Raw genomic sequence first — 13,375 nt, forward strand, 5'->3', positions numbered from 1 at the left:
TAATTAGTCTAAGGATTGTCTTGATAAATCGCTGATTTGTAAAGAAAAACCCTTGCAAACCAGAAACAAAGGACAGCATTTTGACTATCTGCAGCATGACAGGTTATGCCGTCACCAATCGCGAGACGGCGGCGGGCACGATTACCATCGAGATCAAGAGCGTCAATTCGCGCTTCCTCGACCTCCAATTCCGCATCAACGACGATTTGCGCTCGCTCGAACCGGCGCTGCGCGAAGCCATTATCGGCCGGATTGCGCGCGGCAAGGTGGAATGCCGGCTAAGTTTCGGCCGTAAAACCGCATCCGGCGCAGCGCAAGTCTTGAATACCGAGCTGCTGGCTTCGCTGGCCGATCTGCAAAGCGCGGTGCGCCAGCATTTCAACGAAGCGGCGCCACTGACTGTCAACGAACTGCTGCGCTGGCCGGGCGTCATCGAAGAAGCGGTGATCAGCCAAGACACGCTGCAAGCCGATATCCAGGCCACCATGGCGGCCACGCTGGAAGCCTTTGTCGAATCGCGGGCGCGCGAAGGCGCGGCGCTGCAAGCCACGCTGATCACCCGGCTCGACGCCATGGATATCATCGTGCAACGGATTACGCCGCTGGTGCCGCTGGTGGTGGCGCAGTTCCAGCAAAAAGCCATAGAACGCATGCAGGAAGCGCTCGGCCTGACGCAGCAGGACGCCGCCAATTCCAGCCTGTCGCGCGAGGAAGCGCTGGACCGGGTGCGCCAGGAAGTGACGCTGTACGGCATCCGCATCGATATCGCCGAAGAGCTGTCGCGCCTGGCCGCCCATCTCAACGAAACCCGCCATATCCTGAAAAAAGGCGGCCAGGTCGGCAAGCGCCTGGATTTCATGATGCAGGAACTCAACCGTGAAGCCAACACGGTTGGTTCGAAGGCCGCGATCAAGGAGCTTGCCGATGCTTCCATGGAACTGAAACTGCTCATCGATCAGATGCGCGAACAAGTGCAAAACCTGGAATAAGGCTAGCGCCTTATCATCGACGCTGCAGAAACCCGGTTTCTGCAGCGAGTACGCCCTGCCGGCATTTCCCCTCCTCCCTCCATTTTCTCGCCCAGCCCCTTATTTCAATCACGCAAGTAGTGACTGTTATCAATATTGCAATTATCAACGAGCCTGTGTAGTATCGGCCAATCAGGATTAATGACAAATAATTAACTTTCTTAACAACAATTTTCAGCAGATTTTTCCTGCTGTTAAATTCTTGACAAGCGTTACCGGCTTTCATCACCGCTGCCTGCGTGCAGCCTCAATCCTGACGGTGCATCAAGTCTAGTAACCGAAGGAGACCACATTGAAAATTTATCGCGTTACGCCTTACCTGACGCCACTTGTCGCTTTAGCGGCGATGGCTGCGCTTAATCCCCGTGCCTCCGCCGCGGAACCAACTGCCGGCCATGCCGCAGCGGCGCAAACGCGCGCGGCTAACCGCGCCGAAGAACACGGCGAGCACGGCGTCATCGATGGCGAAGCGATCGACCAGCCGCATACTGAGACGCTGCCGGCAACAGAGTCGGCACAAGCAGGCAGCAAGGGCCTGATTGGCGACAGCCATTTGAACCTGCTGTTGCGTAGCTATACCGACCATCTGGAAACCACCGGCTCCAATACTCGCAATGCCTCGGTGCTGGGTAGCCAACTGAATTTTGAATCCGGTTTCACCACCGGCGCCATCGGCCTGGGGGCCGACGCCGGCTTGTTCAGCGCCTTCAAACTGAATGGCGGCAACGGTGCCGGCAATATGGTGCATGTCGGTCCCGACGGCGGCGGCAGCAATCAGCCGGCATGGACTTACTTTGGCCTATATGACGTCAAGGCACGCGCCTCCAACACAGTGTTGAAATACGGCGCGCAGATAGTCCACAATCCTTTCCTGGAACCGCATGACAACCGCGCCCTGCCACCGACTTTCCTCGGCACCACCTTGAGCAGCAGCGATATCGCCGGGCTCAACCTGGTTGCCGGCAGCTTTACCAAAACCCAGCCGCGCGGACAAACCCACCTGCAACCCTTGAATACGGCCTATGGCGGCACGCAATTCAAGCGCTTCAGTTACCTGGGGGGCGACTATACTTATAGCCCTGACACCAAATTTGCGCTGTACGCCAGCCGTGCGGAAAATGTCTGGGACCAGTATTATTCGGCCTTCTCGCACAGCATCGGCGACGCCAGCGCCATCCGCTGGACCGGTCAGTTGAATTACTACGCTACCCGCAACCAGGGCAGCAGCCTGCAAGGCGCCATCAACGCCAATGCCTATAGCGTGGCGCTGAGCGCCCAGCACAAGGCGCATACCGTGATGCTGGCCTATCAGAAAATCCAGGGCAAACAGTTCTTCGACTATGTGGGAGAAGGCGCAGGCGATTTCTTGAGCAATTCTATGAACGTCGATTACAACGCCCCCGGCGAGCAGTCGCTGCAACTGCGGCATACGATCGACCTCGGCAGCTATGGCTTGCCAGGCTTTAAAATCATGAGCTGGCTGGTGCAGGGATGGGGAGCGGATGGGTCGGCCACGGCGGCAAACTACGCCGATCCGGCCAGCAGCCAGCACGGCTTGTATTGGAAGAACGGCGCACCGGTGCGTGGCAAGCATTGGGAAATCGGCATGATTCCGACTTATGTGATTCAGGGTGGCAAATTGAAAGGCAGCAGCATCAACCTGACCTTGATGCATCACCATGCCACTTCGCACTATTCCGACCCCAGCAATAATATCTACCGGCTGGTCATGAACATGCCCATGAATATTTTCTGACGCGCCTGGAAATTTCGATCTGACAATAAGGGAAATAAAAAAAACCGTGGCAGATAGAATCGCTACGGCTTTTCGATATGTCGCTTTTAGGGGCGCTGAACAACCCGCCCGGCAAATTATTTTTCGACGATGAAGTTCTTGAGTTCCTTGGTCCGCTGCACCGTATGAGCGCGCATGCAGCCGAGGAATTCAATATCGCGAATGGTGCCGCTCTCATTGTAGGTATACACGGCGTCGCAATCCTTCTTGCGGAAACCGACCCAGGCGCGCTGCGCATCGATCAGTTTCTTCTTGACCTCGCCGTAGCGCACGCCGTCCTGGTCCGGCTTGGTGATTTGCCTGACCAGTTGCTGGTAGGTGTCGTTCAAGGTCTTTTCATCCTTGTCGAACGCGGCCTTGGCGCAGGTATTCATATCGACAGTCGTGCTCTGCGACAGGCATGGATCAACCTGGGCAAACGCTGCCGCAGGCAGCACCAGGCAAAAAGCCATCAACATCTTACGCATACTCTCTCCTTAGAGTCCGTTCGCTGTCTGCCGAAATGGCATCACAGACAAGCGAACAGGTTTTGGCATTCGCCACATGAGCTCAATCAGCCCAACTCTTCCAATCGGATCTTGGTCACGCTACCGACCACAGTCGTCAGAGCTTCGATCTTGGCAATCGCTGCTTCGACATTCTTCTCCTGAGTCTGGTGCGTCAGCATGATGATATCAGTACGCGTCTCATCTGCAGCAGGCTCTTTTTGCAGCATGGCGTCAATCGAGATCGACGAATCGGCCAGGATCCGCGTCACGTCGGCCAGCACGCCAGGCTGATCGGCGACATGCATGCGTAGATAGTAGCTGGTGGTGATTTCAGCCATCGGCAGGATCGGCGTGTCGGCCATGGCGTTCGGCTGGAACGCCAGGTGCGGTACGCGATGTTCCGGATCCGCAGTCGCCAGGCGGGTGATGTCGACGAGGTCGGCAATGACGGCCGAGGCAGTCGGCTCGGCGCCGGCGCCCTTGCCGTAATACAGCGTGTCGCCGACCGCGTCGCCGCGCACCAGCACCGCATTCATCGCCCCTTCGACATTGGCGATCAGACGCTTGCTCGGAATCAGCGTCGGATGCACGCGCAGCTCGATGCCGCCCGCGGTGCGCTTGGTGATGCCGAGCAGTTTGATGCGATAGCCCAGTTGTTCGGCGTAACGGATATCGGTGGCCTGCAACTTGGTGATGCCTTCCACGTGCGCTTTGTTGAACTGCACCGGAATGCCGAATGCGATCGAGGCCATGATGGTCAGCTTGTGGGCAGCGTCGACGCCTTCGATGTCGAAGGTAGGATCGGCTTCGGCATAGCCCAGGCGTTGCGCCTCTTTCAGCACGACGTCAAAGTCCAGGCCCTTGTCGCGCATTTCGGACAAGATGAAATTGGTGGTGCCGTTGATGATGCCGGCGATCCACTGGATGCTGTTGGCAGTCAAGCCTTCGCGCAGCGCCTTGATGATCGGGATGCCGCCGGCCACCGCCGCTTCAAACGCGACGATCACGCCCTTTTCCTGCGCCGCCTTGAAAATCTCGTTGCCGTGGGTTGCGATCAGCGCCTTGTTGGCGGTGACCACATGCTTGCCGTTGGCAATCGCGCGCAATACCAGCTCCTTGGCGATACCATAGCCGCCGATCAGTTCGATGACGATATCGATATCCGGATTATCGACCACCAGCCTGGCGTCGTTCACCACGGTGACTGCACCGTCGGTCAGCTTTTTGGCGCGCTCGGTATCGAGATCGGCCACCATGGTAATCTCGATAGCTCTCCCTGCGCGCGCTGCAATCTCTTGCTGATTGCGCTTCAATACGTTGAACGTGCCGGAACCGACCGTACCTATGCCAAGCAAACCTACCTTGATGGATTTCATGATCTCTGCTGTCTGTGAAAAAATTAAAAAACTTATCTTACTCAACGCTGCCCTAAAAACCCCTTGTCATCCCCGCACACGCGGGGAACCAGATTGCAGCGCAAAATGGATTCCCGCGTTCGCGGGAAAGACCCGGGCGGGAATGATGCACAAATTTTGTAGACTCATTCAGGCGGTGCCGTGACGCCTGCGATAGCCTTCCAGGAAATTGGCAATGCGTCCCATCGAATCGGCCAGGTCGTCGGTGTTCGGCAAGAACACCACGCGGAAGTGGTCCGGCGTCGGGCAATTGAAGCCCGTGCCCTGCACGATCAGCACGCGCTGCTCGGCCAGCAATTCGTAAGCAAAGTCCTGATCGTCGGCGATCGGGTACATCTTCGGATCGAGACGCGGAAACATATACAGCGCCGCCTTCGGCTTGACGCAGGTGACGCCCGGAATATCGGTCAGCAGTTTGTACGCCATATCGCGCTGGCGGGTCAAGCGGCCGCCCGGCCCGACCAGGTCGTTGATGCTTTGATAGCCACCCAGCGCGGTCTGGATAGCATACTGTCCCGGCGCATTGGCGCACAGGCGCATCGAGGCCAGCATGTTCAAGCCTTCAATATAGCCCTTGGCATGTTTCTTTTCACCCGACACCACCATCCAGCCGGCGCGGTAGCCGCAGGAGCGGTAGTTCTTCGACAAACCGTTAAAGGTGATGAACAGCACATCGTCCGCCAGCGAGGCCAGCGAGGTGTGGGTTTCGCCGTCGTACAGCACTTTGTCGTAGATCTCGTCGGCAAAGATGATCAGCTGGTGCTGGCGCGCCAGATCGACGATCTGCTGCAGCAACTCCACCGGATACAGGGCGCCGGTCGGATTGTTGGGGTTGATAACGACAATCGCCCGCGTGTTGGCGTTGATTTTTTTCTTGATATCTTCAATATCGGGGAACCAGCCGGCCTGCTCGTCGCAGACGTAATGGCGCGGCGTACCGCCGGAAAGGCTGACGGCGGCGGTCCACAGCGGATAATCCGGCGCCGGCACCAATACTTCATCGCCGGTGTTGAGCAGCGCATTCATGCTCATCACGATCAGTTCCGAAGCGCCATTGCCCAGGTAGATGTCATCGATCGTGACCCCCTGGATCTGTTTTTGCTGGCAATAATGCATGACCGACTTGCGCGGCGCAAACATTCCTTTGGAATCGGTATAGCCGGAGGCATTGCCCATGTTGCGGATCATGTCCTGCACGATTTCATCGGGCGGCTCGAAACCGAACACGGCCAGGTTGCCGATGTTCAGCTTGATGATCTTATGGCCTTCTTCTTCCATCTGCCGCGCTTTTTCCAGCACAGGGCCGCGGATGTCGTAACAGACGTCATCCAGTTTTTTCGATTTTTGAATCGGTCGCACAGCACAATTCCTTGTATTTTACGCAACATTATCCAGCATTAAAAAGCTGTCTGGAAAATCGGGTTATCGTCACACTGGAGTAGGTGCGCCGCATAAATACGGACGATTACCCCTTGTAAGAGCTCTCCAGGGCTCGGCGCCCCCGTATTTCACGACTTTTCAGACAGCTTTTCGGCGGCACACAAAACACCGCCCGAACCACCCATTCTGCCGAAAGCGTGGGCTTTTATCAATCAATAACGCAAGATTGAGGACGGAAAACGCTACAATGCAGCACTTTATTTTCCATTTTTCGGGAATTTGCACATCGTATGCGGTCTATCCTTGGATACAAGTGATGCCTTCAGTGAGTTTGCAGCTAAGCCTGCAATAATAATTACTGGGTAGGATCTTCCCTTAACGTGTAAAGCCCAACAGGTAAAGATTAAGCAATGAAGCTACATACCACCTCTACCCAGCAGTATCAAACTGTCACTGCCTACGACGACAAAGGCGTGGAAATCAACGCGATCCGCTACGAACGCAGCCTGCTGGTGCTGCCGGAAGCGGCGCCGGTGACCTGGCCGGTCAGCAGTTTCGAGGCGCTTGACCCAGAACATTTCACCCATATAGACAGCACTCGGCCGGATGTCGTGATCCTCGGCACCGGCCTGCGCCAGCGTTTCGTGCATCCGAAACTGATCACCGTGCTGACCGCGCGCCGCATCGGCGTCGAATGCATGGATAATCAGGCGGCTTGCCGGACTTACAATATTTTGATGGCCGAGGGTCGTAAAGTCGCCCTGGCCCTGATTTTCGATACCAACAAGGAAACCGCCCAAGATGCGTGAACTGCATAAATCAAAAACTTTCGTCTGGCTGCTGTTCCTGCTGTTTTGCATCGTCTGGTGCTACATGCTGGGCGCCCGTACCCTGGTGCCTACCGATGAAGGCCGCTACGCCGAAATGGCGCGCGAAATGGTCGCCACCGGCGACTGGATCACCCTGCGACTAAACGGCATCAAGTATTTCGAAAAGCCGCCGCTGCAAACCTGGATGAACGCCCTGACCTTTACCCTGTTCGGTCTGGGTGAATGGCAGGCCCGCCTGTGGACCGGCTTGTGCGGTTTGCTGGGCGTGGTGCTGGTCGCATTCACCGGCGCCCGCGTGTTCTCGGCGCGTATCGGTTTTTTTGCAGCGCTGGTGCTCGGCTCCAGTTTCCTCTGGGCAGGCCTAGGCCACATCAACACGCTCGACATGGGCTTGTCCGGCATGATGACGATTGCGCTGTGCGCGCTGTTGCTGGCGCAGCGCAGCGACATCAGCAACAGCGAGCAGCGCAACTGGATGCTGCTGTGCTGGGCCGGCATGGCGCTCTCGGTCTTGTCGAAAGGCTTGATCGGCTTGCTGATTCCAGGCGCGGTGCTGGTCCTATACACTCTTTTTTCACGCGACTGGTCGATCTGGAAACGCTTGCACCTGGTGCTCGGCCTGATCCTGTTTTTTGCCATCACGGTACCGTGGTTCGTGCTGATCTCGCTGAAGAACCCTGAATTCCCGCAATTCTTCTTCATCCATGAACAGTTCCAGCGCTTTACCAGCAAGATCCACAACCGCTATGGCCCGCCCTACTACTTCGTGCCTATCCTGATCTTGGGGATCGTGCCTTGGCTCGGGGTCATGTTCCAGAGTTTGTGGAATGCCGCGCGCGAAAGCCATACCGTCTCCGGTTTCCAGCCGAAGAAAATGCTGCTGATCTGGAGCCTGTTCATTTTCGTGTTCTTCAGCATTTCCGACTCCAAGCTGCCGTCTTACATCCTTCCGATCTTCCCGGCGCTGGCGTTGCTGATCGCCTGCCATCTGGATAAAGCTTCTAGCAAGGCGATCACCGCTTCCGCCCTGTTGCTGTTGCTGCCGTCGGTGATCGGCCTGGCCTTGTCGTGGAAAATTCCATCGCTGGCCAAGGATGCCTATTCGCTGCCACTGTTGCAAGCGCACGTACCTTGGGTATACGCCGCCTCCGCAGTCGCCTTTATCGGCGCGATTGCCGCTTTGCTGCTGGCTCGCCGCCAGAAGGAATGGGCCATTATCGCTCTCGCTGCGGCCGGCTTTATCGGCGGCCAGCTGCTGATGTACGGCCACGATGCGCAAGGACGCTACTCAGCCGGCATCGATCTGGTGCCAGCGATCAATGCGGAAATGACGCCGCAAACCACGCTGTACGTGGTCGACAAATATGAGCAGTCGCTGCCTTTCTACCTGCGCCGCACCATGACCATGGTCAAGCACATGGATGAACTGGAGTTCGGCCTGGGGCAAGAGCCGCAACTATGGATTCCGACGATCGATGCCTTTGTCGTCAAATGGAATGCAGATGCGGCCGCCGGCAAGAAAGACATTGCCATCATTCGTCCGGAAAAATACAAGGAAATGGCGGCTAGCGGCGTGCCGATGCGCGTCATCGGCCAGGATCCGCGCCGCGTAGTGGTAACCAACCAGGGTATTGCGGCGGTTGCCGCACCAGCCGCTTCCGATGCAGCGGCTGCATCGTCAACTCCTGAAGCCGAAGCGGCGCCGGCGGCATCCGCTTCAAGCGCAGCCGCACCGTAAACCCGGACCGCCATGAATCTCACTACATTTGCGTTCATCATCACCGGCGTCTGCCTCAACGCGTTAGCGCAACTCTTGCTGAAGGCCGGCACCAATGCGGTAGGCGTCATCAGCCTGACGCCGCAAAACTGGTTTGCCATCGGCATCAAGTTGGCAAGCCAGCTGCCGATCCTGGGCGGCCTGACCTGCTACGTGATTTCCGTGGTGGTCTGGATCATCGGCCTGTCGCGGGTTGACGTCACGATTGCCTACCCGATGCTGTCGCTGGGCTACATCATCAGCGCCGTCGGCGCCTGGTACTTCCTGGGCGAAGCGATTTCCGCCCAGCGCCTGGTGGCTATCGGCGTGATCATTGTCGGCGTAGTATTGCTGACTCGCAGCTAAGATACCTTTTATCCGGATATTCACATACCAATATGAGCCAACAACCATTCCTGCCGTTTGCCAAACCCGTCATCGACGAAGCCACCATTGCAGCAGTAGGCGATGTCTTGCGCTCCGGCTGGATTACCAGCGGCCCCAAGGTGGCGGCATTCGAAGCGCAGTTGTCAGAGTATTTCGGCGGCCGCCCGGTGCGTACCTTCAACTCTGGCACTTGTACCATGGAAATCGCGCTGCGGATCGCCGGCATCGGCACCGGCGATGAAGTCATCACCACGCCAATTTCCTGGGTCGCCACCGCCAACGTGATTATCGAAACCGGGGCCACGCCGGTCTTCGCCGATATCGATCCGGTCACCCGCAATATCGACCTGGCCCAGGTCGAAGCCGCCATCACGCCGCGCACCAAGGCCATCATCCCGGTCTACCTGTCCGGCCTGCCGGTCGACATGGACCGCTTGTACGCGTTGGCGAAAAAACATAATCTGCGCGTGGTGGAAGATGCCGCCCAAGCGCTGGGTTCAACCTGGGGCGGCCGGCGCATCGGCGCTTTCGGCGACTTTGTCTCGTTCAGTTTCCAGGCCAACAAGAACATCACTTCCTCCGAAGGCGGTTGCCTGGTGCTGAACAATGCCGAAGAAGCGCGCCTGGCGGAAAAATACCGTTTGCAAGGCGTGACCCGCAGCGGCTTTGACGGCCTGGATGTCGACGTCCTCGGCGGCAAATTCAACATGACCGACATCGCCGCCGCCATCGGCCTCGGCCAGTTTGCGCATATCGACGCGATCACCGCCCATCGGCGCGAGCTGGCGCAGTATTATTTCACCTGCTTCGGCAGCGATTTTGAAGCCAAGTACGGCGCCCAGCTGCCGGTGGCGGATTTCGATAACAGCAACTGGCACATGTTCCAACTGGTGCTGCCGGAACGCCACGACGGCAAGCCGGCGCGCGCCACCTTCATGGAACAGATGCAGGCGCTTGGCGTCGGCATCGGCTACCACTATCCGGCCATCCACTTGCTGAGCATGTATCGCGCGCGCGGCTTCAAGGAAGGCATGTTCCCGGTCGCCGAGAAGGTCGGCCGCCTGATCGTCTCGCTGCCGATGTTCAACACCATGACCAAGAACGATGTCGAACGCTCTGTGTCCGCGGTAAAATCCGTGCTCAATGCAAATCAATAAGCAAAATTAACAACTTAAAAAAGCTTGATGAAACCAGAACTCTCCGTCGTCATCCCGGTATATAACGAGGAATCGGGCCTCGCCAAACTGTTCGAGCGCCTCTACCCGGCGCTCGATGCACTTGGCATCAGCTATGAAATCCTGTACGTCAACGATGGCAGCCGCGACAGATCGGCAGCCATCCTGGCAGAGCAGTTCCAGCTCAGGCCGGACGTCACCCGCGTGGTTCTGTTCAACGGCAACTTCGGCCAGCACATGGCGATCCTGGCGGGGTTTGAAGCGACCCGCGGCGAAATCGTCGTGACCCTCGATGCCGACCTGCAGAATCCGCCGGAGGAAATCGGCAACCTGGTCGCCAAGATGCGCGAAGGCTACGATTATGTCGGTTCGATCCGCCGCAAGCGGCAGGATTCCGCCTGGCGCACCATTGCCTCCAAGGCCATGAATCTGCTGCGCGAGAAAATCACCGGGATCAAGATGACCGACCAGGGCAACATGCTGCGCGCCTACGGCCGCAACGTGGTCGACCTGATCAACCAGTGCAAGGAAGTCAACACTTTCGTGCCGGCGCTGGCTTATACCTTCGCCCGCAAGCAAGCCGAAGTGGTGGTCGAGCATGAAGAACGTTCTGCCGGCGAATCGAAATACTCGCTGTACAGCCTGATCCGTCTGAATTTCGATCTGGTGACTGGCTTTTCCATCGTACCGCTGCAGCTGTTTTCGCTGATAGGAATTGTGTTGTCCTTCGCTTCGGCCGCGCTGTTCGTGGTGCTGGTGGTGCGCCGCTTCCTGTTCGGCGCCGAGGTGCAAGGGGTGTTCACGTTGTTCGCGTTCGCCTTCTTCCTGATGGGCATGATCCTGTTCGGCATCGGCCTGGTCGGCGAGTACGTCGGCCGCATCTACCAGCAAGTCCGGGCAAGGCCGCGTTATGTGGTGCAAGCCATGCTGGAGCAATCGTCAGCCGAGGATAAACAAGCATCATGAGAGCCGTCGTTTTCGCCTATCACAATGTCGGGGTGCGCTGCCTGAAAGTCTTGCTGGCGCGCGGCGTCGAGGTGGCGCTGGTGGTCACCCATGAAGACAATCCGCAGGAAACCATCTGGTTCGAATCGGTAGCGTCGTTGTGCCGGCAGCGCGGCATCCCGACGATCACGCCGGACGATCCCGCGACGCCGGCATTGCTGGCACAGGTGGCAGCCTTGAATCCTGATTTCATTTTCAGCTTCTATTATCGCCACATGCTGCCAATTGCCTTGTTGGCGCTGGCCAAACACGGCGCCTTCAATATGCACGGCTCCTTGCTGCCGAAATATCGCGGCAGGGTGCCGATCAACTGGGCCGTGTTGCATGGTGAAACCGAGACCGGCGCCACCTTGCACGAAATGGCTGCCAAGCCTGACGCCGGCGCCATCGTGGCGCAAACCTCGGTACCGATCCTGCCTGACGACACCGCTTACGAAGTATTCGGCAAAGTGGTAGTGGCGGCCGAACAAACCCTATGGAACGCATTGCCGGCCATGTTGGCGGGTAATACACCGAAGCTGCCAAATAATCTGGCGCAAGGCAGCTACTTCGGCGGCCGTAAGCCGGCGGACGGCGAAATCGACTGGAGCCAGCCGGCGCAGCAGGTGTACAACCTGTACCGCGCAGTGGCGCCGCCCTATCCCGGAGCCTGGACAATTGTCAAAGGCAATACATTCGTTATCGGAAAAGCAATCTTTCCTGTCAACTTATCTGCCGATATACCGGTAAATTTGCCTCAAGGCTTGGCGGTAGTGGATAATCGCATTGTTGGCGTCTGTGGCGATGGCCATGCGCTGTTGATTAACCAATTGCTGGTGAACGACCAAACTGTCGCACCGGAAGCATTGCAAAACATCCTTTTATAAAACCGGCTGCGTGATTTCGCGGGCCAGGCGGCCGTTATGGCCACTCTGCCCTGCAGGAATTGCAGCGTTTGAAATTCCGCAGCGCGGAATGCCAATCCAACAACAATAGAACATTATGAAAAAAGTCCTCATCCTCGGCGTCAACGGTTTCATCGGCCACCATCTGTCCAAGCGTATCCTGGAAACCACCGACTGGCACGTCTACGGCATGGACATGATGACCGACCGTATCCGCGATCTGCTGGACAACGAAGAATACAAGTCGCGCATGCATTTCTTCGAAGGCGACATCACCATCAACAAGGAATGGGTCGAATACCACGTCAAGAAGTGCGATGTGATCCTGCCGCTGGTAGCCATCGCCACGCCATCGACCTATGTCAAACAGCCGCTGCGCGTATTCGAACTGGACTTCGAAGCCAACCTGCCGATCGTCCGTTCCGCCGCCAAGTACGGCAAGCATCTGGTGTTCCCGTCGACTTCGGAAGTGTATGGAATGTGCCATGATGAAGAGTTCGACCCGGAGCAATCGGAATTGATTTGCGGACCGATAAACAAGCCGCGCTGGATCTATTCCTGCGCCAAGCAGCTGATGGATCGTGTGATCTGGGGCTACGGCATGGAAGAAGGTTTGAACTTCACCCTGTTCCGTCCGTTCAACTGGATCGGCGCCGGCCTCGATTCCATCCACACGCCGAAAGAAGGCAGCTCACGCGTGGTAACCCAGTTCTTCGGCCATATCGTGCGCGGCGAAAACATCTCGCTGGTTGACGGCGGCCAGCAAAAACGCGCCTTCACTTACATTGACGACGGTATCGATGCGCTGATCAAGATCATCGCCAACAAGGACGGCATCGCCAGCGGCAAGATCTATAACATCGGCAACCCGGTCAACAACTACTCGATCCGCGACCTGGCCGACATGATGCTGAAGCTGGCAACGGAATATCCTGAGTACGCCGACTCGGCGAAGAAGGTCCAGCTGATCGAGACCACTTCCGCCGCCTACTACGGCAAAGGTTACCAGGACGTGCAAAACCGCGTGCCGAAAATCACCAACACTTGCGACGAACTGAGCTGGCAGCCGACCACTAACATGGCCGACACTCTGCGCAATATTTTTGACGCGTACCGCGGCCAAGTGGCCGAAGCCCGTGCCTTGATGGACTAAGAACCACCCCTTGTCCACGGCAGCCCGGAAGTCTTTTCCGCGTCTTCCGTGGACCCAGTTTCTTCTTACTATTGCCAGA

12 protein-coding genes are annotated in these 13,375 nt (G+C 57.3%); 9 read left to right on the plus strand and 3 right to left on the minus strand.

The genetic code is table 11. The features are described from left to right. Positions 1-80: 80 nt before the first annotated feature. Positions 81-989, plus strand: coding sequence for a YicC/YloC family endoribonuclease (locus ABI171_RS09820; RefSeq protein ID WP_348092378.1), 909 nt, complete (start codon positions 81-83; stop codon positions 987-989). A gap of 331 nt (positions 990-1,320) precedes the next feature. Then, positions 1,321-2,784: an OprD family outer membrane porin gene (locus ABI171_RS09825; RefSeq protein WP_348092379.1), complete on the plus strand. Its 1,464-nt coding sequence runs from the start codon at positions 1,321-1,323 to the stop codon at positions 2,782-2,784. 116 nt (positions 2,785-2,900) lie between these two features. Here ABI171_RS09825 and ABI171_RS09830 read toward each other — a convergent pair whose 3' ends face one another. The 3 genes from ABI171_RS09830 to ABI171_RS09840 all read right to left on the minus strand — a co-directional run bounded on the left by ABI171_RS09830 (position 2,901) and on the right by ABI171_RS09840 (position 6,085). Next, the gene (locus tag ABI171_RS09830; protein WP_348092380.1) at positions 2,901-3,290 is read right to left on the minus strand and encodes a lysozyme inhibitor LprI family protein; all 390 of its coding nucleotides are present in this window, start codon (positions 3,288-3,290) and stop codon (positions 2,901-2,903) included. Positions 3,291-3,376: 86 nt separating this feature from the next. Continuing rightward, complete coding sequence (locus ABI171_RS09835) at positions 3,377-4,687, minus strand: homoserine dehydrogenase (RefSeq protein WP_348092381.1); 1,311 nt, start codon at positions 4,685-4,687, stop codon at positions 3,377-3,379. A 168-nt stretch (positions 4,688-4,855) separates the two neighbouring features. After that, on the minus strand, positions 4,856-6,085 hold the full coding sequence (locus tag ABI171_RS09840) for a pyridoxal phosphate-dependent aminotransferase (protein WP_348092382.1): 1,230 nt from the start codon (positions 6,083-6,085) through the stop codon (positions 4,856-4,858). A 431-nt stretch (positions 6,086-6,516) separates the two neighbouring features. Here ABI171_RS09840 and ABI171_RS09845 point away from each other — a divergent pair, with 431 nt between their 5' ends. The 7 genes from ABI171_RS09845 (at position 6,517) to ABI171_RS09875 (ending at position 13,296) form a co-directional block, all read left to right on the plus strand. Beyond that, a complete protein-coding gene (locus ABI171_RS09845; RefSeq protein ID WP_348092383.1) occupies positions 6,517-6,915 on the plus strand; it encodes an Mth938-like domain-containing protein in 399 nt (132 codons plus the stop codon). Beyond that, positions 6,908-8,674, plus strand: a complete 1,767-nt coding sequence (locus ABI171_RS09850; RefSeq protein ID WP_348092384.1) for a glycosyltransferase family 39 protein — start codon at positions 6,908-6,910, stop codon at positions 8,672-8,674. The genes ABI171_RS09845 and ABI171_RS09850 overlap by 8 nt, the downstream gene beginning before the upstream one ends. Before the next feature lie 12 nt (positions 8,675-8,686). Continuing rightward, positions 8,687-9,058, plus strand: coding sequence for an EamA family transporter (locus ABI171_RS09855; RefSeq protein WP_348092385.1), 372 nt, complete (start codon positions 8,687-8,689; stop codon positions 9,056-9,058). A gap of 32 nt (positions 9,059-9,090) precedes the next feature. Further along, positions 9,091-10,236, plus strand: coding sequence for a DegT/DnrJ/EryC1/StrS aminotransferase family protein (locus ABI171_RS09860; RefSeq protein ID WP_348092386.1), 1,146 nt, complete (start codon positions 9,091-9,093; stop codon positions 10,234-10,236). A gap of 27 nt (positions 10,237-10,263) precedes the next feature. Further along, positions 10,264-11,220 carry a glycosyltransferase gene (locus ABI171_RS09865; RefSeq protein ID WP_348092387.1) on the plus strand — a complete coding sequence of 319 codons (957 nt, stop codon included), beginning with the start codon at positions 10,264-10,266 and terminating at the stop codon, positions 11,218-11,220. After that, positions 11,217-12,125, plus strand: coding sequence for a formyltransferase (locus tag ABI171_RS09870; protein WP_348092388.1), 909 nt, complete (start codon positions 11,217-11,219; stop codon positions 12,123-12,125). The genes ABI171_RS09865 and ABI171_RS09870 overlap by 4 nt, the downstream gene beginning before the upstream one ends. A gap of 115 nt (positions 12,126-12,240) precedes the next feature. Beyond that, positions 12,241-13,296, plus strand: coding sequence for a bifunctional UDP-4-keto-pentose/UDP-xylose synthase (locus tag ABI171_RS09875; protein WP_348092389.1), 1,056 nt, complete (start codon positions 12,241-12,243; stop codon positions 13,294-13,296). Positions 13,297-13,375: the final 79 nt, after the last annotated feature.

This window comes from Collimonas sp. (assembly GCF_039923675.1).
GTDB lineage: Bacteria > Pseudomonadota > Gammaproteobacteria > Burkholderiales > Burkholderiaceae_D > Collimonas.